Source organism: Pantanalinema rosaneae CENA516 (assembly GCF_050753385.1).
Taxonomy (GTDB): Bacteria; Cyanobacteriota; Cyanobacteriia; order Leptolyngbyales; family Leptolyngbyaceae; genus Pantanalinema; species Pantanalinema rosaneae.
Genome location: NZ_JBLZFZ010000014.1, coordinates 110,018 through 136,048, shown reverse-complemented (window position 1 = coordinate 136,048; position 26,031 = coordinate 110,018). Strand labels below are relative to the sequence as shown.

The window sequence follows — 26,031 nt, the reverse complement described above, 5'->3', positions numbered from 1 at the left end:
AGATGTGTATAAGAGACAGAGATAGGGGAGATGGGGAGGAAAGAGAGGCAATGCCCTCATCTTGCCCACCTTCTTTGCCGATTCAACCCCTGCCCCTGTGTGCCGCTTGCCACTCAACCAAAATTATTGCGCTGACCGCTAGTGTATTTGAGGAGACGAAAGCAGCGGCGGCGGCGATCGGCTGTGATGATTTTTTGCGCAAACCGATTCAGGTGAATACATTGCTCCTGAAGCTGGCAGAACATCTTGGGGTGCGATATTTATATGAAGAATCGGCATCAGAAGCGCCAGCGCCACAGGGATTAGTCGAACCTTTGGCCCGCGATCGCCTGCATATTCATCTGGCTCAAATGCCCTTAGCCTGGGTGAATCAACTCCATCAAGCGGCATTGAGAGGGTTTGATCATCAAATTCTTCAACTGATTGATGAACTGTCGGATACCCATACAGTATTAGCTCATGCGCTAACCCATTGGGTACATAACTTTCAGTTCGACGAAATTCTGGATCTAACTCAACGCTTTCTGGAGTAATTGCTGGTCATCTGGTCAGAAGTCAAGCATATTGGTCTTGCTCACTGTCTAATCACTTGTTAATTTCAGCTAATAGCTTGTTGTATGGATGCGGTATGAATAGCAATTTTGCTGATAAACCTAGAGGTGACATTCTCATTGTCGATGATACGCCTGATAACCTACGGGTATTGTCGGCAATGCTGACGAATCAAGGGTTTGAAGTCCGAAAGGCATTAAGCGGACAACGGGCGATCGCATCGGTTCAGGCAGACCCACCAGATCTGATCTTGCTAGACATTAAAATGCCGGAAATGAATGGCTATGAGGTTTGCCAGCATTTGAAAGCAGATCCCAATACCTGTGAAGTACCGATTATTTTTATCAGTGCGTTAGATGATGCGTTAGATAAAGTCAGAGCCTTTGCGGTAGGTGGAGTTGATTATGTGACAAAACCATTTCAGGAAATTGAGGTGTTAGCGCGAATTGAGCATCAACTACGCATTCAACGCTTGCAACATCAACTCATTGAACAGAATGAAGAATTGGCACGATCGAACCGAGAACTAGAGCAGTTTGCCTATGTAGTATCCCATGACTTGCAACAACCACTCCAGAGTGTAACTGGGTTTGTCAAATTATTGTTATTAAAATATGAAAATACGCTGGATGAATTTGCATTTGATTATCTCAATCGTATCCATGATGCGGGTAGTCGGATGCAGCGCTTGATCCAGGATTTACTCGCCTACTCTAGAGTGGGTAGACAAGATCAGGACTTGCAGGTTGTTGACTGTAATCTGGTGCTGAAGCAAGTGTTAGATAATTTGCAAATAACGATCGAGGAAAAACAAGTTAAGCTGACCTATGATGAATTACCAATGGTGATGGGCAATGAAACCCAATTGATTCAACTGTTTCAAAATTTGATTAGTAATGCCGTTAAGTTTGTCCGTCCTGACACGATCCCCCAGGTCAACATTGTCGTGAAGCCTCAGGAACAGCAGTGGTTATTTGGGATTCAGGACAATGGCATTGGCATTGAGCCTCAGAACCTGGAGCGGGTATTTGAAATTTTCCAACGTGCTCATTCCGCTAAAAACTATCCTGGCACTGGGATCGGTTTAGCCACCTGTAAAAAAATTGTCGAAAGCCACGGTGGGCAAATTTGGGTGGAATCGCAGTTAGAGCTAGGAACCACATTTCATTTCTTGCTGACAGCCGCCAATGGTCATCCCTGAATTTAAAGATAGTGTGAACCTCGGATGTTGTCCGTAATAATACGGTTTTTTGTAGTAAAGTCTCACCCCACGATCGCATGACTCGATGGCTCATGTCGGATGATGGCGTTGCTTGAGAGTGAAGTAGACTGTGGTTCCGACTCCTAATCGAGATTCGACCCAAATGCGGCCATCCTGATTTTCAACAATCTTTTTGCACGTAGCCAGACCAATGCCGGAGCCTGGGTACTGTCGAGTGTTGTTCAGGCGGTGAAAAGCTTCAAAGATGCGCTTTAAGTGTTCGGGAGCAATACCAATGCCATTATCATGAATCCCAAAACACCAGCTTTGATCCTGTGGTTGGACAGAGATTTTTACCTGGGGAATTGTACCTGGACTGACGAATTTAATGGCATTAGCAATTAAGTTTTGAAACAGTTGCATCAATTGAATTTCATCGCCCTGGACGATCGGGAGGGCATCAGCAACGACGATCGCCTGTTTCTCCAGAATGATCATCCTTAAGTTCGTTAGTACCTGAGTCAAAATGGCATTACAATCCACAGGTTCTAATACCCGGGGGGATTTGCCAACTTTGGCATAGGTCAGCAAATCTTGAATCAGCCGTTGCATTTGTTTACCCGAATCAAGAATTTGTTGTAAATATTCCTGGGTACTGGTGTCTAGGCTGTCGCCCGACTTCATCAGAATCAACTTTACAAATCCTGTCACACCCTGTAGCGGTTGCTGCAAATCGTGAGATACCACATAGGCAAACTGTTCCAATTCCCGATTCGATCGAGCTAATTCCTCATTCTGAGCGATCAACTGCTCCTGTTGGGCGATTAACTGGTTGCGCAATCGTTGAAGTTGGAGATGATGCTCAATCCGGGCTAATACCTCGGCGGCTTCAAAGGGCTTGGGCACATAGTCCGCACCACCGACTGAGAAGGCTTTCACTTTATCGATCGAGTCCTGAAGCGCACTCAGAAAAATGATCGGAATATCACGGGTAGCCGGGTTTGCCTTCAAGGCGGTACAAACTTCGTAGCCATTCATTTCTGGCATCCGAATATCCAGCAAAATCAGGTCAGGTGGTACGGCTTGGATGGATTTGAGGGCTAGGGAAGCACTGGGCGATAAGCGAACGCAGTAACCCTGTTTGGAGAGCATCTCAGCTAATAAATGGAGATTAGCGGGAGTGTCGTCAATGACTAAAATGTTCCCTTTTGGGGGAGGAGAAGCGATATCGACCATGCTGGAGCTATCCCAAGGTGCTTGAGGCTAATGCTACCAAAGAAGAATAAGAGACTTATAAGCTGATTGAAGCCATCATAAATCCTTAGCGCTGGGAATAAAATAGTGATAAAGGCATATCGAGTTTAGAGCTAATTGCCCCCTGGCTCAGACAAGATAATCAAGGATAGATCCAAAGTGGCTGCATAATCACACGATGATTTCGGTGAGGGCTGAAAAAGATACTACCTCTGTAGGGGCAAGGGCTTCAGCAGGTAAGCGCTTAAACTAACCCAGATCTGGTTGCTGTTCGTGCCAACTGTGCGGTCTATGCTACGTCATGACCACGATAGGTATAACCTAGCCACCGCTGCCCCTACTAGGCTGGCGATCGTAGCCACTTTGCTCAAATGAGTTTGTAATCCTATGCGACTGTTGTTAGTAGAAGACGACGAAATCTTAGCGCGGCAATTGGTGGCAAAACTAGCCGCTCAGCGGTATGCGGTAGATCTTGCCTGTGACGGCGAAGCTGGCTGGGACTATACGCAGGCGGCCTCGTATCAGTTGATTGTTTTGGATGTCGGATTGCCAAAACTGGATGGGATTTCCCTGTGTCGGAGGCTCCGTTGCCACAACTATCAAGGTTCGATCCTGTTACTAACGGCGAAGGGTAATGATGCGGATAAGGTGCAAGGGCTAGATGCGGGAGCCGATGACTATGTGGTGAAACCCTGTACGATTGAAGAACTCTGTGCTCGAATTCGTGCCCTGCTGCGGCGGATGGGACAAGCAGAGCAATTAGTCCTGGCCTGGGGTGAGCTTCAGTTAGATCCTAGTGTTTGTCAGGTGACTTATCACGATCATCCCCTATCGTTGACTCCTAAAAGCTATGCGCTGTTAGAACTGTTCCTGCGCTATCCGCAACGGGTGTTTAGCCGAAGTCGATTATTGGAGGAACTGTGGAATTTTAACGATCTGCCGGATGAAAGCACCGTCAGAGCTCATATCAAGCTGCTGCGCCAACAACTGAAAGCCGCTGGGGTGGACGAAGAGGTAATTGAAACAGTGTATGGCTTAGGGTATCGCTTAAAGCCGCGTACCAGTCCTGATATCACGATGATTGCCTCTGCCAGCCCAGTCCAGGCAGCGACCACTGAAATCTGGCAACAGGTGAAGGAGCCGTTTCTAGAACGATTGAGTTTAATGGAACAGGCGATCGCGGCATTTCAGGCTGGCACTGGGTCGGAACAGTTACGATCGCAGGCGGAGCAAGCTGCCCATAAGCTGGCAGGCTCCCTGGGCATGTTTGGCTACCATGAGGGATCTCGATTGAGTCGCAACCTGGAACAGGGCTGGCAGTTTTTGGATCCCTCCAGGCTGCTATCCCAATTGCAGCAATGGGTCGATCACTTGCGTCAGGAACTGCACACATCTCCAATGGTGGTTGGGGCAGGGTTAGACGCTGAAGCAACGGCGACTACTCAGCCAATGGCCAATGTTATCCAATTTTCTGCCTCGCCAGAAGCGGCGATCGTTCCCGAGTTACCCCCATCGGCAGTCGAAGCGCGGATTTTAGTGGTGGATGATGATTCACTATTGCTGAAAGGCTTGCAGCAGTTGCTGTCTAAGTGGGGGATGGACGTGTTAACGTTACGGACGGTAGAAGGATTTTGGTCGAGTTTGGTGGATTATAACCCTGATCTATTGATTCTAGATGTTGATCTGCCGGGGTGTAGTGGGATTGACCTTTGCCATGCAATCCGGCAGGACAATCACTGGAATGCTCTGCCGATCTTATTTCTGTCAGCCCACCGTCAGCCTGAAAGCATTCATCGTCTTTATGCGGTGGGAGCGGATGACTATATCGCAAAACCGTTCACTGAGCCAGAGTTAGTCACCCGAATTTTGAACCGCCTGGAGCGCCATCGCTTGATTCGCCTTCATGGTTTACGTTACGACCAGGATGCTAGCAGTGAGACGTCAGCATGAGTACAAAACGCATTTTAGTGATCGATGATGAGTTTGCTGTTTTAAAGATTATTGAGGCAAGTTTAAAATTAACTCGTCAATGGGAGGTGCTGGTCGCAGAATCAGGCAAGGAAGGGTTAGCGATCGCCCAAACTGAGCGCCTGGATGCCATTCTGTTGGATGTGATGATGCCAGGGATGAATGCGTTAGCGATCTTAAAGGAACTAAATAAATCTTCAATGACGCAAGCGATTCCAGTCATTTTGTTAACCGCAACGGTGGAAATTGCTAAACAACCGGACTATGTGCAGTCTGGCGCTAAAGCGGTGGTCATTAAACCCTTTGATCCCGAGTTGTTGCCGGTACAGATTGAAACGGTTTTAGGCTGGAGTAGCGAATGACCGATCGCTGATCGCGGTTGGGTGGAAAACTCCTGGACTAGAATATCCTGCCTCCTGCCCTTCGGTTGTTGGCAAAGAGGGAGCCTGAGCTTTGGCGGAAACCTGCGTTTGCTGCTGTTCCTGTAAGCCCGGTTGCCGCTCGGGAATCTCTTCCAGCAAGGTTAGTACGTATTGAGGTTGTCCAGAGCGATCGAGAATAGCTGTTTTGCGAATCTGTAACAGCTTAGCGGTTCCTTGTTTGGTCAGAATCGTGGCGTTGGGAATGGTTAAAACCTGAGACATTGTGAATAATTCCTGCTCGTTATCCATCAAACGATTAGCCTGTTCCGGTGGGAATAGATCATACGCGGTCTTACCCAAGGCTTCGGCGGCAGTGTAGCCGAGAATTTGAGTCGTAGCTAAGTTCCACACAACATATTTGGACTCGGTTAATTCTTTGACAATTAATCCGATCGGCAAGTTTTCTAGAATTAAAGTGGATAAATTTTGGGTCACTAAATTATCAGCTTCAGCCGCCCTAAACTCTAGAATAATTTCCTTGAGTAAGGCTTCTTTTTCAGCATTTGTGCGTTCTAACCAATCTAAAGCGGCTTCTGTGCGATCGAGCTTTCTCTGAAGAATTTGATTCGCTCTTTCAAGTTCCTGTAGCCTTCTTTCATACTCAAAACTATCCATCAATCCATCGTCTCCGGTTGTCTAGCTATCCTCATTAGACCGATCAATAAGGGTGCTGAGGAGGGAGCTTACCCAACATTTATTAACAGTACCCAGTCATTTGGGATACTATATCTACTTTAGTGAGAAGTTGTGAAAATGGTGTGAAGGCTTGCCGGTCATATTACCTAAACTGTGATAGCTACTGTTATGTAGAGAACTTACCTTAGAGGTAATCGGCTGCGATCGCAAGAACAATTTTCTGTATTCACAGGATTTTCACAGGGATATGACATAGTGTTGTCAATGCATTGAGTCGCAGTTCGCATTCAACAGAGGGTGGCACTATGCTCAAATGGGAGAATCTTGAGCAGGTTGAGTTAGGTTTAAACACAGCAAACACATGTTTAAATGAAACTATACTGAATACATTTAACACGATTCTAGGGCATGAATTGCGGACTCCATTGACCTCAATTCACGGAGTTCTGAGTCTCTTAAAAAGCGGTCGATTAGATAGTCAGACCGAGGAAGGACAAGTATTGTTGGAGTTAGCGGTTCAAAGTACAAATCGCTTAGTGCGATTAGCGAAAATGCTGGAACATGAATCTGTACCTGAAATTACAGTTTGGTCTACAGCAGATCTGGAGAGGTTGCAGTTGGCGAATGATTTATATTCTGCTTTAGAACGCCAGGAAATTCTAGTTTTTTATCAGCCGATCGTATCGTTGATAACACATAAAATTATTGGATTTGAAGCTTTATCCCGGTGGTATCATCCAACCAAAGGGGTAATTTCACCTGGAGTATTCATTCCCATTGCCGAGGAGACTGGGTTAATCCATCGTCTGGGACACTGGGTATTAAAACAAGCCTGTCATCAATTATCGACTTGGCAACATCAGTATCCCAATCATCAGCCTTTGACAATCAGTGTTAATCTTTCCGGTCATCAATTATTACAAAAAAATCTGCCCAGTGTGGTCGAGCAAATTCTATGTGAGACTGGGCTAAATCCCCACTTGTTGGGCTTAGAAATTACTGAAGGAACTTTAATTAGCAATCACGCAGAAACGACTAAGGTTTTAGCTAACCTCAAGTCCTTAGGAATCCAACTCGATATTGATGATTTTGGTACAGGGTATTCCTCATTTGCCCGCTTGCAATCTTTACCCATCGATCGCTTAAAGCTCGATCGGGCATTTGTTAGCCAAAAACAATGGCTAGTGATTGAAGGAATTATCCGGTTAGCCTCCAGTTTAAAGTTAGATGTGATTGTTGAAGGCGCAGAAACCCAAGAGGAATTATTATCACTCAAACAGGCTGGTTGTCAGAAGGCACAGGGCTATCTATTCTCTCGTCCCGTCAGTAGTCAGGATGCTGAAAGTTTAATTGTAGCTCAGTCTAACTTGTCACGTTCACCCCTCTAGCAGAAGTCACCTGTATGAGAAAAACAAGTGATATTAAACGGTTTGGCTTCCAGAAAGAGCATTTTTCGGATGTGTTTGTTGCTGATCAGTTTCCTAATTTGGTGGAATTGGTCAGCCATGAATTACGCACCCCACTGACCTCACTGTTTGGAGTTCTAGAACTGTTAAATAGTGGTCATTTTGGCTCTCTTTCTGAGGAAGGTCAACATTTTTTAGACATTGCTATTCGTAGTGCGGCACGATTAAAGCGTCTGGCTGATGCTATTTCTAATGAACCCGCTATTTCGATGGCAATTCTATCAGATGATAAAATTGCTGAATTGCAGTTAGAAAACGCGCTTGTATCTGCCTTCGATCGCCAAGAGTTCCATCTCCTCTATCAGCCCATTGTTGCAATCAACACAGGGGAGGTTAATGGATTTGAAGCCTTTGCTCGGTGGCATCATGGTGAAAAAGGGTGGATTCCTCCCCATACCTTTATTCCCCTGGCTGAGAAGATAGGGCTAATGCATCGTCTAGCTCTCTGGAGCATTGAGCAAGCGTGCGGTCAACTGCAAATCTGGCAGCAACAATTTGTGTGCCCATCCCCGTTGACGATGAGTATTAATCTATCTGTCTTACAGTTTTCTCAGCCCGGTTTAGTCGAGCAGATTCAACAAATTCTACAATCCAGACAGGTTGATCCGACTTGCTTAACGTTGAAAATTAGCGAAAGCACAATACTACCCAATCCGGAACAAGCAATTGCCGGACTTGCTCAACTGCGATCGCTGGGCATCCGATTTTATATTGATGATTTTGGGGCGGCTTATTCGCTACTAGGACACTTAAAAGATCTCCCCATTGATGTCCTTAAGATCGATCAAGCCCTGATCCGGGAGCACAATTGGGAGATGAGTGAAGTGATTTTGCTGATCGCTGAGCGATTAGGATTAGAGGTGATTGCTGATGGGGTGGAAACACCGGAAGAACTGCGATCGTTGCAGGCTTTAGGATGTAAACAGATGCAGGGCTACTTCTTCTCCCAACCCGTGGATAGCCAAGCGGCGAGTTTGCTACTAGCCACAACAACCTCCAAATCAGCAGGACAGGCAATACCGTTCAATTAACTGTCGCATCATCATTGCCCTGATGGTCTACCAACTGCCAAATTGTCACAAGTTTGTCACAATAACTTTTCTACAATGGAAGTATAGTTTTATACTGGTTACATCCCTTGGTAATGTCAGGCAGGGAGATGGATAGAGATCGGTTTCTCGTCCTGAACCACTGTTATTACTAGGTCTGCTCAGGTCATTCTAGCGTCCGAACCACGGGTAAACGTCTGGATCACAATAGCTCTGGTATAGCCAGCAATGGCAGGTGTAAAAATTGTTACGGGCTCGATAGTGGTCTACAATACCCAATTCTTAAATGCTCATGGGGGTAATGATGGCCAACCCTAATTTGATCAGGGTGTGTTTGATCAGGGTGTGAAGGGGTAAACGTTTATAGGGCTGTATCGTTGAAGGTGCCACAGTCGGGGTTCTACCAGTGATTACAGGGCTAACTAATCAGGCACTGGTTAGAGGCTACTGAACTATTATGAACGCAGATAAGATGCAGCAATTTCTCAGAACTCTTGGGCGATTTCAGCTTCACTACAGGCGATCGCCATTGTCGTCTGGTTTAGAGTGGGGGAGGCGGCAGTGGCAATATGGCAGTTTAGGGATCGTCAGTTGTGGTTTGACCCTGGTTACAGTACCGACGATCGCGGTTTCCCAACCGACGGCATCCCCTGTTTCGCTGCCCAGGACAGCCCTCCATCCTGCCCCGGTGGTTGATTGGCTAGAACAAGGGCAACAGCTTTACCGCTCCGGACGATTCTGGGAAGCGGCAACGGCATGGCAGACTGCCGCTCAACAGTTTCAGCAGCAGGGCGATCGCGTGAACGCGGCTTTAAGTTTCAGTTCCCTCTCGCTGGCACAACAGGAGTTAAGCCAGTGGGAAGCCGCAAAGCAATCGATCGACCAGAGTTTAACGCTATTGAAATCCGAATCTACACCAGTCAGTGCAGGATTGTGGGCACAGGTGTTGCATACCCAGGCAACCTGGCAATGGCATCGCCATCAACCTGAACTGGCTCTAGCCACCTGGAAAGCGGCTGAACGTTATTACCGACAAACCGATCATCTGGCAGGGTTAATCAACTGTCAGATTCGTCAGGCACAGGTGCTCAGAAGTTTGGGACGGCATCGCCAATCGCAGCAGCAACTGATGGCAATTCAACAACAGTTAGTCGCTTTACCTGATTTGCCCAATAAGGTCAATGGCTTACGATCGCTCGGATTGGCATGGCGGTGGCAGGGTGAACTAGAAACAAGTCATCAAGTTTTTACCCAAAGTTTGGCGATCGCGCACCAGATTAATGCCCAGGCTGCCTTCAGCCCCCTATTGTTTCACCTGGGGGGAGTGGCTCTGGAACAAAATCGCCTGAAGGAGGCGTTAGCGTATTTTCAGCAGTCGGAGGCGGCAGCGACCAATGCTGGCGATCGGTTATCTGCCCGTCTGGCACAGTTTGAGACACTGTTGAAGTTACGCCGAGTGGATCAGGCAAGTGTCATGGCAGCGGAGTTAGGGCAACAACTCCAACAGCAACCACCCGGTCGGGCTTCGCTCAATACAACGATTTACTTTGTCCGGCTACTCAGTCAAGTGGATTATTCCCAACGCTTCTTGCCCCTAGATCAGCTATTGCAACTAATGGCGGCAACGGTGCAGTCGGCGCAACAGATTCAGGATGCGCGGGTAGAAGCGAATGCTTTACAGGAATGGGGACAACTGTATCGCTGGAGGCGGCAATGGTCGGAAGCGATTGCCCTGACTCAGCGATCATTAGACTTGGCGCGGCAGCTTCAGGCGTATGAATTAGTTTCCCGATCTGCCTGGAGATTGGGACAACTCTATCAACAACAGAACCAGCGATCGCAGGCGATTACCCTCTATCAAGAGGCGGTGCAAGCGGCAAAACGGGTGCGGGTCGATCTACTGACCGTCAATCCGGATCTGGCATTCTCCTTTCGGGATAGTGTGGAACCAATTTATCGGGAACTGGTGGGATTATTGCTGGATGGACAGCCGCAACAAGCTGAATTAGTGCAATCCCGTGACTTGCTGGCAGGGCTACAAAGTGCCGAACTCAAAGAGTTCTTTCGGACGGCGCGGCTAGAAATGCCTGCTAGCTTGATTCAAGCCGATGCCAATACCACGGTGATCTATCCTCTGACTCTGCCCGATCGCCTGATTATTCTGGTGGTGCGGCACAATCAACCTCTGCGTTACTATACAGTGCCGCGATCGCAGGCGGAGATCGATCGAACATTAAATCAACTCATGGCATCCTTGCATCCACTGGCAAATCTGCAAGAGCGTCATCGCTTGCTCCAACAGGTTTATGATTGGTTAATTCGTCCTTTAGAAGCGGATCAGGCATTCGATCAATCAACAACATTGGTGTTTGTATTGCCAGGTCAATTCCGCCATCTGCCCCTTGCCGCGCTCCACGATGGTCAACGGTATTTAGTGGAAAAATATGCCATTGCCCTGTCAACGGGATCGCAATCTCTGGCTCCGCGATCGTCGTCTGCGGTAGAACAGGGGGCAGTGGTTGCTGGGATTAGTCAGGCCCGCTCAGGATTTAGTGCCTTACCGGGGGTAGAAACGGAGGTGCAACACCTTGCCCAACAATTATCGGTGGCACAGTTATTAAATCAGGATTTCACGCAAGCGGCATTGGCAGAGCAACTTACCCATAGCCCAGCCAGAATCGTGCATTTGGCAACCCACGGACAATTTAGTTCTAAACTGAATAGGACGTTTCTGTTAACCTGGAACGATCGCCTGACGATCGAGGATGTGCAACGGTTACTCCGCCAGCGTCAGCGTTCTAACCCGCAACCGATTGATCTATTCGTGCTGAGTGCCTGTGAAACGGCGGAGGGCGATCAACGCGCTGTCTTAGGGTTAGCAGGTATGGCAGTCAGTTCGGGTGCTCGCAGTACCCTTGCCACCTTATGGGCTGTGAATGATGCCGCAACAACCCAGTTTATGGAGGAATTTTATCAGGCATATCTGCATCAGGGGCTGGGGCGAGCCGCCGCGTTACGAGCCGCCCAACTGGCATTACTTAAGCATCCTACCTACAATCAACCGTTTTACTGGTCACCCTTTGTGTTAGTCGGAGACTGGTGGTAACTAGATGGGCGTATTCAGGAGCAAGCACGATGAAACTATCCACTATTGTGACCGATCGTTATGCCTTGGGTTCCCTGGCGATCGCGATCGGGTTTGGCATAGGTCTATCTATGACGGTTGCGGCTCAATCCCTGGCGGGGACAGTGGTGCAGTTTCAGCCACCTGGGGGCGGGGCACCAACCGGCACACGCGGGGGAGCTTCGCGGGGAGATCGTGTTTGTCTGCGGCAGACTTCTGGGCAACAGCCGATCGTCCAAGCCTTAGCGCCGATCGATTCTAACTATGGGCTCACGGTGGCAGAGCGTCCCCAATTTTTTGCTTACATTCCAGCCACCACCGCCCAGAAAGCGTTATTTGTGTTGAAGGACGATCGTGGGCAGACCTTGCATCAACAAATCATCCCGATCGTGGGCAGTGGCCGTGTTGTATTGCTGAATGTGGCGGAACGTTTACCAGCTTTACAGGTGGGCAAACCCTATGAGTGGGGCATTGTGATTCTGTGTACTGGTCGCTTGCAGATCGATAGCCCGTTTACGAGTGCCTGGATACAGCGAATTTCACCTCCGGCGGATGTATTGCCCTACCTGGGGCAACCACCTTCTCTACAGCAGGTTGCGGCTTTCGGGCAGCAGGGAATTTGGTATGACATGGTATCAACCCTGGCACAACTCCAACACCAGCAGCAGTACACCTCGATCGCCGCTACCTGGAGCCAGTTGTTACAATCCGTTGGCTTAGGAGACATTAGTACCGTTCCGATCGAGTAATCCTAAGGAATAGGGAATAAATCAGTTTGAGTTTTGGTTGATATAGCCATAAGGGTGTCATCTGTCATCCGTCATTTAGTCATGGGTAACGTACAAATGACGGATGACAAATTCTCTGATGAACTTGTTTAGTGGAAGTAGAGTCAGCAGTGAGGAGTAAATAATCCGCAAATTGCTGGAAAGTGCATGACGGGTGTTCCTAATTATTTTGCTGTGAGGGTATTTTTATGGTAAGTGGGTAGTTGTGGGAGCAGAGAAGTGGTGAAGTGGCTGGGATGGGAACAGGGCATACTTCAGCATTGGCGGATCTGGTTAATCGCACCAGGACTAACCGCGATCGCGATCGCCGGCAGTCTGACGGGGTGGTTTCAGCCTTTAGAGTGGGCGCTGCTCGATCAATTCTTTCGATTCCGCCCGATCGAATCATTGGACGATCGCATCGTGATTGTCACAATTGATGATCATGATATTACTCAAGCAGGGCAGTGGCCGGTTTCAGATGATGTTTTAGCGCAATTGTTATTAAAACTGAAGGCTCAACAGCCCCGCGTGGTGGGGTTGGATCTTTACCGAGATTTACCCGTTGCTACAGGCTACGATCGCTTAACAACGGTATTTCGCTCCATGCCCAATTTGATCGGGGTACAAAAGCGGTTTGGCGATCGTCGAGTGCCACCCCCACCCGCCTTAGATCCACAACAGGTTGCCGCCGCAGATCTGGTCGTTGATGCCGATGGTACAGTACGTCGAGCCTTGTTATCAGGAATAGATGAACAGACTCAAGATTTATGTTTGGGATTAGGAGCTAAAGTTGCCTTAGCGTATTTAAACACTGACAACATTCATTTAGAAACTGTCAATGCCTCCCAAATGATCTATCAGTTGGGACAAGCTACGATTCTACCGTTTCAAAGCTCTGATGGTGGCTATGTCAATGCTGATGCCCAGGGATATCAAACATTGTTGAATTTCCGTGGTAATCAACTTCAGTTTCGCTCAGTGGCAATGACAGATGTGCTGCAAGGCAACGTACCCACCAGCTATTTCCAAGATCGGATTGTGCTGATTGGCTCAACGGCTGAAAGCACGAAGGATTTTTTCCCAACTCCCTACGATAATCGGCGGCAGGATCGCTCAGGGGGAATGCCCGGGGTGGTTGTCCAGGCGAATATTACCAGTCAGATTTTGAGTGCGGCATTGGATGGTCGTCCGTTCATTCGGGTCTTGCCAGATCGCTGGGAATGGCTCTGGGTTTTCGGTTGGTCAGTCGCTGGATTGCTTGTGACCTGGAAAGCGATGAAACTGTCGGCGATCGGCACACAGGGGTTATATGGTCGAGCGATTTTTCGGGTTGGGCTGTTGAGCAGTGGATTACTGGGCAGTAGTTATCTGGTTTTTTTGGCGGGATGGTGGTTACCTGCCGGATTACCCCTGATCGGCTTGGTGGGGTCTGCGATCGCCTATATTGGATTGCACAACCAAAAATTACAGCAACTCGCCTATGTCGATGGACTAACTCAAATCGCTAATCGTCGCTATTTTGATCAACAGTTTGCCAAACAGGTGCAGACACCGGGGCACTTGTCGCTCCTGTTGTGTGATGTAGATTGCTTCAAACTGTATAACGATACCTACGGACATCATGCTGGAGATGCCTGTCTGCAAAAGGTTGCCACGGCAATTCGGCAGGCGGTTCGCCGCACAGATCTGGTTGTGCGATATGGCGGAGAAGAGTTCGCAGTCGTATTGCCTGGGGTAGATGCGATCGCGGCGGCAAAAACGGCTGATCGGATTTTGCACCAGGTGAGATCGTTGCAATTAACCCATGAAAAGTCTATTGCGGCAAATTATGTCACGCTCAGTTGTGGCGTGGTGAGTGTGCAGGTAAGTGCTCAATTACTTCAGTGGGAACATTGGTCAGTTGGACTGTTAATTAATCAAGCGGATCAAGCGCTATATAGCTCGAAACAAGCTGGGCGCGATCGCTGTACGCTAGTTCAACTCTCGCTGCATGAACTGTTGCAAAGTCAGCGTTACTAGCGGTTGAGCGATCGCGATTCGGTGTTGTAACAGTTCTACATACAGCCCCATCGTGGCTCAACTGAAATGTCTATACTGAAGGCACCAGGTAGGGGCAGGCAGATGGACGATTTATTCAGAGAATTTGAGGAACTGGTTGATCAGGGATTTGAAAATCTTCTGGACTTAGTGCGTGTGATTGAAGGCAGAACGGAATCAGATGGCTTTGAACCCAATGTTCACAGGCAATCGGAGCCAGATGTCGATCGCTCCACTCCAGCTTCGGCTCCAGATCGCAGTACCCGTTCCCAGCGATCGACCGAGTCATCTACCACGGTGGTTCAAGACGTAATTATTACACCGCCTGCCGCCGATAGTGTGCCGCCCGTATCCCTCAAAGGCATTGGCGGCATGGCAGAAATTATTCGGGATCTGCGGGAACTGGTGGAATTACCATTGAAGCGTCCGGATGTGTTGCGGCGATTAGGACTGGAACCGGCAACGGGGATACTCCTGGTCGGACCACCGGGAACGGGAAAAACCTTAACGGCGCGGGCACTGGCGAAAGAATTAGGTGCGAATTATATCGCGATCGTCGGGCCCGAGATTATGGGCAAATATTATGGGGAGGCTGAAGCCCGCTTACGCGGTTTGTTTCAGAAGGCGGCGCGATCGGCTCCCTGTATTATTTTCATCGATGAAATCGATAGTCTGGCTCCCGATCGCACCAGCGTTGAGGGTGAGGTGGAACGGCGTGTGGTCGCGCAATTATTAGGCTTGATGGATGGCTTTGCCAAAACGAAAGGTGTGATCGTGCTGGCGGCCACAAACCGCCCCGATCATCTCGATCCCGCCTTACGCCGCCCCGGACGCTTTGATCGCGAGGTGCAATTTCGCGTCCCCGATCGCCCCGGTCGGTTAGAAATTCTGACGATTCTGACCCAAGCCATGCCGCTAGATCAATCCGTGGATTTGGCTGCGATCGCGGATCTGGCGATCGGCATGGTGGGAGCGGATCTCAAGGCGCTCTGTCAGAAAGCTGCCTATCTAGCATTACGCCGATTGATGCCGGCCTTCGACAGTCCCTTACCGGCGCGGATGACCGTGACCCAAACGGATTTTCTTCAGGCATTGAAACAGATTAAGCCTGCTGTGTTGCGATCGGTGGAAGTGGAGGCTCCCAAAGTATCCTGGGATGCGATCGGGGGGCTGGAGACCGTGAAACAAGCGCTGCAAGAATCAGTAGAGGGGGCGTTGTTGTATCCAGAACTGTATCAGCAGACCAAAGCCAAAGCCCCACGAGGAATTTTACTCTGGGGCCCGCCGGGAACGGGAAAAACCTTGCTGGCAAAGGCAGTGGCGGCTCAAGCCAGGGCAAACTTTATTGCCGTGAATGGCCCCGAACTCCTGAGTAAATGGGTCGGGGCTTCGGAACAGGCGGTACGGGAATTATTTACCAAAGCTCGGCAAGCCGCTCCCTGTGTGGTGTTTATGGATGAAATTGACTCGCTCGCTCCGGCGCGGGGTAGCTTCCAGAGCGATTCGGGAGTCAGCGATCGTGTGGTGGGTCAACTGCTGACGGAATTAGATGGCTTGCAGGATTGCCCCAATGTGTTGTTAGTAGGTGCAACCAATCGCCCGGAAGCCCTTGATCCAGCCCTGCTACGAGCGGGACGGTTAGATCTACAAATTAAAGTCGATCTCCCTGACCAATCCAGCCGCCTAGCAATTTTGCAGGTGCATAACCACGATCGACCTTTGGCTGATATCGATTTATCTCATTGGGCAACGCAAACAGAAGGCTGGAATGGCGCAGATTTGTCGCTATTGAGTAATCAAGCGGCATTAGAAGCGATTCGTCGCTATCGCACCTTGGGGTTGAGCGACCCCACCGCCATTCAAATTACCCAGGCAGATTTTGCTGCCGCCTATCAACGCTTAGCCGACCAACGGGCAATCTCCAGCTAAGTTACGACTATGGGATTGTGATACGCTCCATACTGGTGGCGTACTGTAGTAAGCAATGCTGAAAGCCGTTCTGTTTGACTTTAATGGAGTCATTATCCACGATGAACCTCTCCACGAACAGTTGATTAACCAACTCTTGGTGGAGGAAAACCTGCGACCGAAGCGGGGGGAGTTTCGGAAATTCTGTCTGGGTCGTAGCGATCGAGCTTGCTTAACCGACCTCATGACGGCTCGTGGCAGAACGGTCACCACGCCCTACCTGGATACCCTGATTGCCCGCAAAGCGGCGGCATACCATCACGAACTAGAACGGTTGGAGAAAGTCCCGATCTATCCCGGAGTCCCTGATCTAATCTTTAATCTCCGAGCCGCCCAATTGAAGTTAGCGGTAGTCAGTGGCTCTTTGCGATCGGAAATTGAGCTAGTGTTAAACCGCGCTCAACTCCAGGAGGCTTTTGCCTTGATTGTGTCCGGGGATGATCCAGTTGCCAGCAAACCGGAACCCGATATTTATTTATTGGCGGTCGATCGCCTGAATCAACAATTTCCCGGTCTGAACCTCACACCGCCGGAATGCCTGGTGATTGAAGACACCTTCGCTGGCATCGAAGCCGCCAAACGGGCAGGCATCCCCGTCGTCGGAGTTGCCAATACTTACCCCTTCCACATGCTGCAACGCCGCGCCAACTGGACGGTAGATTACCTCTCTGACCTGGAACTCGATCGCATTCGTCAGATCTACGATCGCACCGCCGCCTAATGCTAAAATAGTATCCACATTCGGGGAGTTAGCTCATTTGGTAGAGCGCAGCGATCGCACCGCTGAGGCGAGGGGTTCGATTCCCCTACTCTCCATTTCCTCTTCTCCTTTAGGACGGTGAGTATGTCAACAAAGTACGATCGCGCACCTGCAAATCGGTAGGCAGGGCTGCACTGGATGTATGGTGGCTCCATCGGTTCTACTCACCGCTAATCATTGTTTTAGGAAAAGTGACGGCACCGCTCAAATTACGATCGGGGGCAAGCAAACCACCGGACGACAACGGCAAAAAGTTGCGAGAGATGTCGCGATCGTGGATGTGGTCGGGCAGTTCCCTTACTTCCAACGTTGTTCTAGTTGCAGTAAATCCATGATTAATCGTCCTTCGTGGGTAACACTCTACTAATGACTCTGCCGATCGTCTCGGCATCAATTGGAACGCCTAAGCAACTCGCCGCGATCGGGAATATATGAAACGTCAACTATTTTGGCCGCTCCGCGCTAATTATTTTGGCCGGTTTTGCTGTGAGGTCGCAGATCGCTCTTTGGCGGCCTGCTGACGAAAACTTTCGGCTTGGATTTCCAGGATGAGCGCATGGTGGACGAGGCGATCGACGGCAGCGACAGTCATGGTTGGATCCATAAAGATGTCGTCCCAGGCACTGAAGGGATGATTGGCTGTAATCATGAGGCTTTTGAGTTCATAGCGGTGGGCAATCAATTCAAACAGAACCGAGGTCTCGGTTTCTGACTTTTTGACGTAGCTAAGATCATCGAGGATGAGTAGGTCAAACTTATCCAGCTTTAGCAGCGCAGACTGAAGCTGGAGATTGGCCTTAGCTGCTTGCAGCAATTGCACCAGAGTGGTGGCAGAGAGGAATTTGACCGTTGCTCCTAACTCGATTAGGCAGCGTCCAACGGCGGCAGCGAGATGGGTTTTGCCGACGCCAGAAGGACCAAACAGCAGGAGGTTGTCGCCGCGTTTGAGCCAGCTTTTGTCCTGACTCAACTGCGTGACGGTGGGCTGATGGACACCCGGACACCGGCTGAAGTCAAAATTGGAAAAGGCTTTGGCAGGCGGCAGGTGGGCATCTTTGAGGGCGCGTTGGACTCGAGCTTGGTAGCGTTGCGTCGCTTCGACCTCACACAGTGCCAGTAGAAACTGGGCATGGGTCCACCCCTGTTGGAGGGCTTGACGCTCCAGTTCCTGCCACTGTTGTTTCATGTAGGGCAGTTTGAGGGATTTGAGCAGCAGGCTGAGGGTTTCCATCGCTGTCGTGGCCGTAGGTGGTATGGGCATAGAGCAACTGGTCGTAATGGGTGAGGTCATGCTGTTGGGTTTGTAGAGTGGGTGGGGACGGCACGTCTACCAAATGAAATTGCTGTTGTAGCCCCACTAGACTGAGGGCGTTGGCATTTAGTTGAGCCTCCAAATACTGAGCAACCGCGTGTTCCTTGTCCTGCTTGGCCGCAATATAGAGGGCCTCGCACATCAGGCGAGCCGCCGTATAGGAGTCAAATTGGTGCTCAATCTGCCGCCATAATTGGCGGTAATGGTCGTTGGGCAAGAGGTCCTGTTGCCAGACCCAATAGAGGAATGCCCCCGGTTTGAGGCGCAAGCTGTCGATAACATGGCGGTAATTGACGCAATGCAATCGTTGTCGAGGATTGTCAGCCGGGGCGTAAAGCCGAGGCAGTTCAACGACCTGCTGACGACCGAAGAACCCCACAATCCGGTCATGGTGCAGATGCAGCGTCAGAGTACAGCCCACTAAGCGGGAGGGAACCGAGTAACTCATCCGTCGCACCCGGATGGTACTGTAGGTACTCACCTTCACGCTCAGCACTTCGTAGTCCGGATAACGATAGGTGGGTAGGGGCTGAAGATAGGGCACTTCCTCTTCAAAACGGGTTTGGCATCCCTGGTTCAGTCGAATAATCACCTGTTCAATGAATTGCTGGTAAGCGGCAACCGATGGAAAGTCAAAGGACTCCCGCAATAGTAGGGCTTGATGCAGGCGATTTTTGAAGTGCCCGTGAGGACTCTCTATCGACCCATTCTCATGGGCTATGCCACGATTGTTCCGACTCGGACGCAGGTTGTAATGATGGCATAAGCGGTCGTACATCTGCGTCATGTCTATATCGGTACGCAAACCTAGATTCCGGTAAGCCGCACTCAGGCTATCGGTACGGTGCTCTTTGGGGCAGCCTCCACAGGCTTTCAAGGCATTTTGCAAACCCTCCGAGAGCGCTACAAAACTCTCCCCGCCCTGCACCACCTGGACATACTGCCAACCGCTGTACGCTAGACGGTAGTGGTAGAGCAAATGCTCAAACGGCTTACCCGCAATCGTAATTTGTTCCTGCTTGAAGTGGGTGAAGTCGGATAAGCCCATCTCTCCGGGTGGGTGTTCGATAGCAAACATCACAACCTTGGGTGGACCTGCCGTGACTCGCCAGTTTTGCACCCGCCTTTGTAAGGTGCGCATAACGGACTTGCTGTAACGTCCGGGGTACGTGTCTTGCAGATACTCGAATAGTGTTATCGCTTGCAGTTTGGGTTGGTGTTCCAGCATCGGTACCAATTCACTTTCCCAAACTTCAGCCAACGGGTCACGGCGGGTGCGCCAGTCATGCGGACGCCCTCGTTGCGATTGCAACTCGCCCTGTTCTATCCGTCTACCACTGCGTACAGACACGCCAGCTTTTGCTGCCGCAGTTGTCTGCGTGCAGCCGTTCTCTTTGGCGCTCATGTATAGTTGAACCTGTTGATAATTAATTCGTTTTCCAGACACTGGGCAGTCATTTAATTGGCGTTAATTGACGTTGCCTAGTGTCTTTTTTTGATCCAGTAAAACTGTGTCAGAAGGCACACTTCGCTCACCTGAACGGCTGTCTGGAACCGGCCAAGTTAATTGTCGCGATGCGGCCAGGTTAATTGTCGCTCAACAGGAATAGTAACCCCCAGACCAGCACAGGCGGATCATTCTTCGGTTCCCAAACTCCATCCGGCTTCCGTTCAACACTGAAGGCAACGGCCAGCAACATCACATTAGCCCAAACACATACGCCCCCCAACGTCCCCGCTCCCGATAGCGATCAATGGTTGCATCGCCTGACTTGCGGTTGGGGCATTCGATCGGGCATTGAATTGGTTCGTCTGGCATGGTCTGTTACCCATTCACTCCTTCTGTTTTACAGCCCAATCAAGCAAGTAATCTTCTTAGCATAATCAGTAGCTCACACGGTTTTCTACAGCCCACTTTTGCAGGTGCGCTTTCCAAGCAATAAACAGTTCTAGATCGTCAGTAATGCGCTGCCCTTCAGCCCAAAATTCCTTGAACACCGTGATCGCTAAGTCCCGGTCAAACCCGTACTGCATTTCGCTGTATTGCAGAAAGATTTCAGACCGAACTCGTCTGCCCTCTTCATCCGTTAGCTCACGCAGGGATTTATTAAAGGTGGCACAGGCGATCGCCTGGATGGTTCGCAGGGGTGCGCCCGTAATTTCGACCAATTTCCCCAAACGCTGCTCTACTTCTGCCCCTGGTCTAACCAGAGGCAAGATACATTTAGTCGTTGATGGGTCTATCGTCTGAATCGTGCTGCCACATACCATCAACTATGCGTACTGATGCGGAACTTCGGTAGTGCCAGTGAACGTACTGCTCGGGTATAGCCTGATATACAACTCCGGTGCAGCTAAACGATCCTTCAACATATTGCCCACCTTCAGGTATAGGAGCCTCCCAGTAAATATGCGTTGAGGTTGGGCTACGCTCCTTAATTGCATCCTTAGTGGTCATTAGGAATTTGGTCTTCTCAAGCACCTCTTCATCTGTATAGCCGTACTCATTGGTAAGACCTAGTATCTGGGTGACAGAATCACCTACTAGGTACTCCTTAGAGAACTGTACAAACTGCATGGGCATGTCGAGGATAGATCCACTACGAGGTGTGTTGGTTAGGATCAGTTTGGATAGCTCCATAAGCTTCTCTGAACCCTCAGAACGGGCAGGTTCAGGTAGGTACTGCATAATAAATTCAAGGTGGAGTAGGTCGTCTATAACTACAAGGAAGTCTGGAGGCCACACCACTTCAGAATCATCCTTATCCTCCTCCACATCCTCAGCAGGCTTTTGTACGGCTGGGGTTACACCCCTTTTGTAGTTGATTGTTATGAACATAAGCAATTCAAGGTGCTTAGTTATGATATACGAGCGGTTGGGCTCAGGGAGGCGTATCAGAAGGTCATCTATGCCGTAAGTATCAGGGTATTTGTTAGTCATATTCCCTCCTATCTAAGCGATTAACTTAGTTGGTTTTGGTTACTTCACTAGGGTGATTGTATTTATTGGAGTTAAATAAAAGAGTTTGCTCTTGGTTAATTAGCCAAGGGCAGGATAATGGTAGTTAGGTTTCGAGCCTGTCTACTGTAAATCTTTCGTCTACATATTCTGGTGCAAGGCTTTGGAAGTGTTGATGGGCATACTGCTCAGGTATAGCTTGATAAACAACCCCTGTGCAGCTAAATGATCCTTCAACATATACCCTATCCTTAGGTATGGGAGCCTCCCAATAAATTCCTGAAGTTGGGTCAAGTTTACTAAAAGCAATCTCGCTAGTCATTAAGAACTTAGCTTTGTTGAGCGCTTCCTCATCACTCCATCCAGTCTCAAATACTAGACCTAGAACGCGGACGGTTGATTCTCCGACTTGATACTCCTTAGCAAGCTGGACATAACGTACAGGAGTATCTAAAAGTGACTGAGTCTGTTTACGAGTTACGCCCAGAATATACTTTGTCAGTTCTGTATACTTCTGCCACCCTATTGATATCTCTGGCTCTGGAAGCATTTTGATGATGTACAAGAGTCCATCAAATGCAGTTATAACCTTGGCAAAATCCGCAGGCCAGTCTTTTGGGGCATCGTAGTTCTTTTCAGCTTGGATTATGCCATTCTCAATAGTCACCATCTTAGGTGGACTAGAGTGAACGTAGATGTACGGGTAAGGAATAGCTTCTTCGAAGACTGTTCCAGTATAAGTAAATGAACCTTCAATATATTCCCCGTCCTCAGGTGATGGAGCCTCCCAGTAAATATTATCGGATGTCGGTTCAAGTCTTCTTACATCTACTGTCAATGCCTGCATAACGCTTTTGATAGCAGTCTCCCGGCTGTAACAGTTCTCCTCAGTAACACCTAAAATACTTGTGATCTCCGCTCTAATACGGTACTTCTTCTCAAGCTGGACGTAGAAGGTCGGAAGGTAATCGTAAGTGTCCTGCTGTGCTTTTCCTACTTGTTCTATGGTGAAGTTAATGAGATCCTGATTCTTTGCCAGGGCAATCGATCGCTCCGGTTCCGGGAAGCGGAGAAGTAAGTTATCCAGGATTTCACTTGGATCTTTTGAGCGATCGTACACTATCGGTTGATGCTCATCTGTACCTTCAACTGCGATCATCAGTTTCCGAAACTTTGCCATAGCCTCCTCAATCTCTTGCCCGGAGAGGTGGAGGTGAATGTACTCTTTGAAGCTTTGTATAATAACTCTAAGTGACAAGCATTCCCGGTCAATCAGAGCAAATTTTTCCTGAAAAGAGGACATAGCCTGACTAAGGGTGGGTTCTGGAAGATGATCAAAGATATGATTTGCCATGTTGTTTAGAGTGGCAAGTTCCTCTTCAGATAGCTGCATCATGAACTCTGTTATGCTCCTTAATGTCAACAATGGCTGGTATTTTTGTGGCATATACTGGTGCAGAGTAACCAAATATCAGTAGCAGACAAAGGGTAACTGCCAGTAGTTAAGTGAATTGGTTTATGAACTTTGCTCATTACGTCAAGATCTAATAGACATCATGCACCCAACTTATTGAAAACCAGGATAGCAGTAGGGTAAGGATGCTTAACAAAGCAGTAATGATCTTTCGCACAGAACGAATTATGATCGGTGAACGATAGTGTTGATCGATTATCTAGCTGAATATATGCCCCTTCTAAAGCCTGACCTGGCGCATACGTCACTCCCTATTTTTGACCCTTACATCGACTTCGCTGTCTGGGTGCTTCAGCAGGATGGCACTCATATTTACCCATTCATCTATCATCCTGACGGTTTTCAGAACCTCATCAAGGCAGGGATACAAAGGTACGAATGGGAGGAATGGATCATACGGTTACTAAATCGCTATGTTAAACCACCGCACTCCCGTCCTTCTACCCCAGAGATCCTGGCGCAATGGATTGAGTGGTCAAAGCAAGCACCCAGACAGGAATTACGCAAGCCCTTCAGATCCATTAAGCACCATCCCAACTACCAATCACCTGTTGTGTTCTGGAAAGGGACTTTTGCATGTGCCCAACTCATCCGGCAACTTTGGGATCAGTATCAACCGCCCTCCGTCGATGAGCATCTGGTTCAGAAACAAATGTATTATATTGATGCCTGCGATCGTATTCAGTCCTGGGAGAAGCAGACAACTAACTCCCGACTCCATGGAATGCATTCGGTAATAGCTGTTAACTATCCTGTGATGCTGTCTTGGGACATTCGAGATCAAGTTCGGGTCTATGGACTCCCACTGCGCTAACCCACTTCCCTTATCCCAAGGGAATAACTCGACATGACCCCATTGAATATAGACATTGCATTAAATAGAATCGTGTTGAGACTCTGGGTTAATTAGTTTTGTCAGTTAAGCAAGGGGAGCGACTTGAAAGCTGGCTATCAACGGTCTGTTGCCTCTAAAGGGTCGGGTTGGGGACACAGATCCAGGTACACATCGTGGAAGCTGGGATAGACAACCCCGGTGCAAGTAAACGAACCCTCAATATACTCACTTCCTTCAGGTAACTCATTCTGCCACTCAATAAAGCTTGTTGCAGGCCCTAGTTTGATATAGGCAGTTTCAGGATTATTCAGGGCAAAGGTAATGTTTCCCATTACTTCTTCCTGACTATAACCAAAGTCACAGGTAACACCAAAGATTCTGGTGGTTGAGTCTCCTACACGGTAATCTTTTGCAAACTGGACAAACATTACTGATTTGGATCTACTTGGTAGAGTCATTTTGCTGGCTACACTTTCAATGATTTCAACCAACTCATTGAACTTTGTTAGTGCTACTGCTCTGGCATCTCCAGTAAGCCGATTAACTACCATGTATAGGTAAACAAGCGATTGGTTCATGTCTTCTATATCAGACCGAACTTTAGCATTCTGAGTTGTAAAATCTTTCAGGTTGAGTATGGTACTGGGGTGGTTTTCATTGGTCTTTGCTGGGGTCACCTGAGCCCGTAGTGAACTCACTACAAATTGCATCAGGTCATTGAACCTGTTTAGGGCAGTAGAACGCTCTGGCTCTGAGAAACTTAGAATGTAACTATCTATCTCAAACGGAGATCCAACTAGGTAGTCGCAGTTACCTGATATGCCATTGAATCTAAACCGGGAGGGGATGTGAGATTCATCCCAAATGTATTGCCATTCTCCGTCTATTACTTGGACGGTCATAGCCGACTGAGGGTGTTGATGAACATACTGCTCAGGTACAGCCTGATAAACAACCCCAGTACAGGTAAGTGACCCCTCGATATACTCTCCTCCTTCAGGTTGTAGGGCTTCCCAGTAAATGAGGTCAGATATAGGCTCAAGCTTCCTAGTGGCAATATCATTGGTGATTGAGAACTTAACCTTCTCAATCACTTCTTCATCTGTGTACCCATACTCATCTGTGAGCCCTAGTATGCGAACGGTAGAATCACCAACCTGATACTCCTTAGAAAGCTGTACGAAGAGTCGCGGCATATCAAGTATGGTTACAGCCTCAAATGTTTTATTTAAGATTAACTCAGCTAGCTCTTGTAGCTTTTCTAGCCCTTCTGAGCGGTCTGACTCTGATAACCCATACATCATAGAGGTCATAAGATATAGCTCGTCTATAACCTTAGTAAAGTCTAAGGGCCAATTAATTGGAGAGGGGGTGAAATCACCAGGATTAGCCTCTTCCGGTGTGTATTGTGATCGGCCCGGAGCTCTTTCAATTGGGAACTTGAATACATCAAGGTATTTAGCGGTAATAAGAGATCGATCTGGTTCAGAAAAGCGAATGAGTAATTCTTGTAGTCTGTTGGTTTTGACCATGATTACTTGTCCTTTAGATTATGCTTGCTTACTTGGTTTTGATTCTTAGGCTTCATGATGGATCTGTCGTAGACCAGTAGGGTCGCATGAAGTTATTTAGTAGAGCTTTAGTTTGTTTTCTATGTGGGATCTTAACCTTCTTTTGGGTATCCCCTGCCTATGCTCAGTCTTTCCTTAATGACCCTAATGATCTAGTAGTCTTTAGAACTGCTAAGGAGGTCAATGAGCTTGGACAAGATATATTTGGCGGCAAGGGAACGTTTACATGCACTACAGGATCTCTCCTCCCAGGGCACACCACGCTCAGCGGATACTCCTGACTCAGGTGCTTCACCAACTCCCGCCTTTGTCCTCGCTCAAGCCCCCGAATGCCTTTTTTGCGATTTCTAGTTGCATCGTCAATCGTCCGACCATCTGCTCTAGTTCGGCAATTCGTCCGGCATCCTGACTGGTTTGTTCTCCACTCTCAAAGGCTTGGTGGGCTCGATCCAGGAACTCTCGCTTCCATCGAGTCAACACTGAATTATGGATTTTGTAACTGCGGCAGGCATCCGCAGGACTTTTCTCACCTCGGATGATTTCTAGCACCACTTTCGCTTTGAATTGGGCGGTGTATTTGCGTTGTTTCGCTGCCATAGATTTGCTCCCTCACTTGGACTTAGTTTACTCTCTCTTCTTTGTCCAGTTTTTGGGATGCATTACAGAATGTGCC

Annotated in this window: 21 protein-coding genes, 1 tRNA gene and 1 pseudogene; 14 read left to right on the top strand and 9 right to left on the bottom strand. The window is 48.7% G+C overall.

Going from position 1 to position 26,031, the window contains the following annotated elements; translation table 11 throughout:
- Positions 1 to 533 (top strand): annotated as a pseudogene (locus ACN4EK_RS10815) (hypothetical protein); the annotation flags it as partial.
- Between the two features lie 95 nt (positions 534 to 628).
- A complete protein-coding gene (locus ACN4EK_RS10810; RefSeq protein WP_431657869.1) occupies positions 629 to 1,753 on the top strand; it encodes a response regulator in 1,125 nt (374 codons plus the stop codon).
- 90 nt (positions 1,754 to 1,843) lie between these two features.
- Here the strand turns inward: ACN4EK_RS10810 and ACN4EK_RS10805 are convergent, their stop codons facing one another.
- Positions 1,844 to 2,989, bottom strand: coding sequence for an ATP-binding protein (locus ACN4EK_RS10805; protein ID WP_431657868.1), 1,146 nt, complete (start codon positions 2,987 to 2,989; stop codon positions 1,844 to 1,846).
- Between the two features lie 405 nt (positions 2,990 to 3,394).
- Between ACN4EK_RS10805 and ACN4EK_RS10800 the strand changes: the two genes are divergently transcribed.
- Together ACN4EK_RS10800 and ACN4EK_RS10795 are read left to right on the top strand one after the other, a co-directional pair.
- Positions 3,395 to 4,957 carry a response regulator gene (locus tag ACN4EK_RS10800; RefSeq protein WP_431657867.1) on the top strand — a complete coding sequence of 521 codons (1,563 nt, stop codon included), beginning with the start codon at positions 3,395 to 3,397 and terminating at the stop codon, positions 4,955 to 4,957.
- Positions 4,954 to 5,337: a response regulator gene (locus tag ACN4EK_RS10795; protein ID WP_431657866.1), complete on the top strand. Its 384-nt coding sequence runs from the start codon at positions 4,954 to 4,956 to the stop codon at positions 5,335 to 5,337. Before ACN4EK_RS10800 ends, ACN4EK_RS10795 begins: the two co-directional genes overlap by 4 nt.
- Here the strand turns inward: ACN4EK_RS10795 and ACN4EK_RS10790 are convergent.
- Positions 5,317 to 6,012: a PAS domain-containing protein gene (locus ACN4EK_RS10790; RefSeq protein WP_431657865.1), complete on the bottom strand. Its 696-nt coding sequence runs from the start codon at positions 6,010 to 6,012 to the stop codon at positions 5,317 to 5,319. The genes ACN4EK_RS10795 and ACN4EK_RS10790 overlap by 21 nt on opposite strands.
- Positions 6,013 to 6,338: 326 nt before the next feature.
- On the opposite strand from ACN4EK_RS10790, the gene ACN4EK_RS10785 reads away from it, so the two are divergent.
- The 9 genes from ACN4EK_RS10785 (at position 6,339) to ACN4EK_RS10745 (ending at position 17,574) form a co-directional block, all read left to right on the top strand.
- Positions 6,339 to 7,421: a putative bifunctional diguanylate cyclase/phosphodiesterase gene (locus ACN4EK_RS10785; RefSeq protein ID WP_431657864.1), complete on the top strand. Its 1,083-nt coding sequence runs from the start codon at positions 6,339 to 6,341 to the stop codon at positions 7,419 to 7,421.
- Between the two features lie 14 nt (positions 7,422 to 7,435).
- The gene (locus tag ACN4EK_RS10780; RefSeq protein ID WP_431657863.1) at positions 7,436 to 8,530 is read left to right on the top strand and encodes an EAL domain-containing protein; all 1,095 of its coding nucleotides are present in this window, start codon (positions 7,436 to 7,438) and stop codon (positions 8,528 to 8,530) included.
- Between the two features lie 475 nt (positions 8,531 to 9,005).
- On the top strand, positions 9,006 to 11,654 hold the full coding sequence (locus ACN4EK_RS10775; RefSeq protein ID WP_431657862.1) for a CHAT domain-containing protein: 2,649 nt from the start codon (positions 9,006 to 9,008) through the stop codon (positions 11,652 to 11,654).
- Between the two features lie 29 nt (positions 11,655 to 11,683).
- A complete protein-coding gene (locus ACN4EK_RS10770; RefSeq protein WP_431657861.1) occupies positions 11,684 to 12,421 on the top strand; it encodes a DUF928 domain-containing protein in 738 nt (245 codons plus the stop codon).
- Between the two features lie 261 nt (positions 12,422 to 12,682).
- Positions 12,683 to 14,461 carry a CHASE2 domain-containing protein gene (locus tag ACN4EK_RS10765; RefSeq protein WP_431657860.1) on the top strand — a complete coding sequence of 593 codons (1,779 nt, stop codon included), beginning with the start codon at positions 12,683 to 12,685 and terminating at the stop codon, positions 14,459 to 14,461.
- 102 nt (positions 14,462 to 14,563) lie between these two features.
- Entirely contained in the window at positions 14,564 to 16,408 is a 1,845-nt protein-coding gene (locus ACN4EK_RS10760) for an AAA family ATPase (protein ID WP_431657859.1), read from the top strand.
- Positions 16,409 to 16,463: 55 nt separating this feature from the next.
- Positions 16,464 to 17,168 carry an HAD family hydrolase gene (locus ACN4EK_RS10755; protein WP_431657857.1) on the top strand — a complete coding sequence of 235 codons (705 nt, stop codon included), beginning with the start codon at positions 16,464 to 16,466 and terminating at the stop codon, positions 17,166 to 17,168.
- Positions 17,169 to 17,190: 22 nt separating this feature from the next.
- Positions 17,191 to 17,263: transfer RNA gene (locus ACN4EK_RS10750), tRNA-Ala, on the top strand.
- 44 nt (positions 17,264 to 17,307) lie between these two features.
- Positions 17,308 to 17,574: a trypsin-like serine protease gene (locus tag ACN4EK_RS10745; RefSeq protein WP_431657872.1), complete on the top strand. Its 267-nt coding sequence runs from the start codon at positions 17,308 to 17,310 to the stop codon at positions 17,572 to 17,574.
- Between the two features lie 99 nt (positions 17,575 to 17,673).
- Here ACN4EK_RS10745 and istB read toward each other — a convergent pair whose 3' ends face one another.
- From istB to ACN4EK_RS10720, 5 genes are all read right to left on the bottom strand, one after another.
- Positions 17,674 to 18,393: an IS21-like element helper ATPase IstB gene (gene istB, locus ACN4EK_RS10740; RefSeq protein ID WP_431655901.1), complete on the bottom strand. Its 720-nt coding sequence runs from the start codon at positions 18,391 to 18,393 to the stop codon at positions 17,674 to 17,676.
- Positions 18,311 to 19,924, bottom strand: coding sequence for an IS21 family transposase (gene istA, locus ACN4EK_RS10735; RefSeq protein ID WP_431655899.1), 1,614 nt, complete (start codon positions 19,922 to 19,924; stop codon positions 18,311 to 18,313). The genes istB and istA overlap by 83 nt, the downstream gene beginning before the upstream one ends.
- 479 nt (positions 19,925 to 20,403) lie before the next feature.
- The gene (locus ACN4EK_RS10730; protein WP_431657856.1) at positions 20,404 to 20,736 is read right to left on the bottom strand and encodes a hypothetical protein; all 333 of its coding nucleotides are present in this window, start codon (positions 20,734 to 20,736) and stop codon (positions 20,404 to 20,406) included.
- A 7-nt stretch (positions 20,737 to 20,743) separates the two neighbouring features.
- On the bottom strand, positions 20,744 to 21,460 hold the full coding sequence (locus tag ACN4EK_RS10725; protein ID WP_431657854.1) for a hypothetical protein: 717 nt from the start codon (positions 21,458 to 21,460) through the stop codon (positions 20,744 to 20,746).
- A gap of 124 nt (positions 21,461 to 21,584) precedes the next feature.
- On the bottom strand, positions 21,585 to 22,925 hold the full coding sequence (locus ACN4EK_RS10720; protein ID WP_431657852.1) for a hypothetical protein: 1,341 nt from the start codon (positions 22,923 to 22,925) through the stop codon (positions 21,585 to 21,587).
- A 238-nt stretch (positions 22,926 to 23,163) separates the two neighbouring features.
- On the opposite strand from ACN4EK_RS10720, the gene ACN4EK_RS10715 reads away from it, so the two are divergent.
- The gene (locus ACN4EK_RS10715) at positions 23,164 to 23,766 is read left to right on the top strand and encodes a hypothetical protein (RefSeq protein ID WP_431657851.1); all 603 of its coding nucleotides are present in this window, start codon (positions 23,164 to 23,166) and stop codon (positions 23,764 to 23,766) included.
- Between the two features lie 137 nt (positions 23,767 to 23,903).
- On the opposite strand, the gene ACN4EK_RS10710 is transcribed toward ACN4EK_RS10715, so the two are convergent.
- Positions 23,904 to 25,319 (bottom strand): hypothetical protein, encoded by a 1,416-nt coding sequence (locus ACN4EK_RS10710; protein WP_431657850.1) that lies wholly within the window; start codon positions 25,317 to 25,319, stop codon positions 23,904 to 23,906.
- 330 nt (positions 25,320 to 25,649) lie between these two features.
- Complete coding sequence (locus ACN4EK_RS10705) at positions 25,650 to 25,955, bottom strand: transposase (protein ID WP_431657849.1); 306 nt, start codon at positions 25,953 to 25,955, stop codon at positions 25,650 to 25,652.
- Positions 25,956 to 26,031: the final 76 nt, after the last annotated feature.

What these genes read in the sequence shown, in the direction of transcription:
- ACN4EK_RS10810 (WP_431657869.1), top strand. Translation starts at nt 629, where the DNA reads ATGAATAGCAATTTTGCTGATAAACCTAGAGGTGACATTCTCATTGTC.
- ACN4EK_RS10805 (WP_431657868.1), bottom strand. Translation starts at nt 2,989, where the DNA reads ATGGTCGATATCGCTTCTCCTCCCCCAAAAGGGAACATTTTAGTCATT.
- ACN4EK_RS10800 (WP_431657867.1), top strand. Translation starts at nt 3,395, where the DNA reads ATGCGACTGTTGTTAGTAGAAGACGACGAAATCTTAGCGCGGCAATTG.
- ACN4EK_RS10795 (WP_431657866.1), top strand. Translation starts at nt 4,954, where the DNA reads ATGAGTACAAAACGCATTTTAGTGATCGATGATGAGTTTGCTGTTTTA.
- ACN4EK_RS10790 (WP_431657865.1), bottom strand. Translation starts at nt 6,012, where the DNA reads ATGGATAGTTTTGAGTATGAAAGAAGGCTACAGGAACTTGAAAGAGCG.
- ACN4EK_RS10785 (WP_431657864.1), top strand. Translation starts at nt 6,339, where the DNA reads ATGCTCAAATGGGAGAATCTTGAGCAGGTTGAGTTAGGTTTAAACACA.
- ACN4EK_RS10780 (WP_431657863.1), top strand. Translation starts at nt 7,436, where the DNA reads ATGAGAAAAACAAGTGATATTAAACGGTTTGGCTTCCAGAAAGAGCAT.
- ACN4EK_RS10775 (WP_431657862.1), top strand. Translation starts at nt 9,006, where the DNA reads ATGAACGCAGATAAGATGCAGCAATTTCTCAGAACTCTTGGGCGATTT.
- ACN4EK_RS10770 (WP_431657861.1), top strand. Translation starts at nt 11,684, where the DNA reads ATGAAACTATCCACTATTGTGACCGATCGTTATGCCTTGGGTTCCCTG.
- ACN4EK_RS10760 (WP_431657859.1), top strand. Translation starts at nt 14,564, where the DNA reads ATGGACGATTTATTCAGAGAATTTGAGGAACTGGTTGATCAGGGATTT.
- ACN4EK_RS10755 (WP_431657857.1), top strand. Translation starts at nt 16,464, where the DNA reads ATGCTGAAAGCCGTTCTGTTTGACTTTAATGGAGTCATTATCCACGAT.
- istB (WP_431655901.1), bottom strand. Translation starts at nt 18,393, where the DNA reads ATGAAACAACAGTGGCAGGAACTGGAGCGTCAAGCCCTCCAACAGGGG.
- istA (WP_431655899.1), bottom strand. Translation starts at nt 19,924, where the DNA reads ATGAGCGCCAAAGAGAACGGCTGCACGCAGACAACTGCGGCAGCAAAA.
- ACN4EK_RS10725 (WP_431657854.1), bottom strand. Translation starts at nt 21,460, where the DNA reads ATGACTAACAAATACCCTGATACTTACGGCATAGATGACCTTCTGATA.
- ACN4EK_RS10720 (WP_431657852.1), bottom strand. Translation starts at nt 22,925, where the DNA reads ATGCCACAAAAATACCAGCCATTGTTGACATTAAGGAGCATAACAGAG.
- ACN4EK_RS10715 (WP_431657851.1), top strand. Translation starts at nt 23,164, where the DNA reads ATGCCCCTTCTAAAGCCTGACCTGGCGCATACGTCACTCCCTATTTTT.
- ACN4EK_RS10710 (WP_431657850.1), bottom strand. Translation starts at nt 25,319, where the DNA reads ATGGTCAAAACCAACAGACTACAAGAATTACTCATTCGCTTTTCTGAA.
- ACN4EK_RS10705 (WP_431657849.1), bottom strand. Translation starts at nt 25,955, where the DNA reads ATGGCAGCGAAACAACGCAAATACACCGCCCAATTCAAAGCGAAAGTG.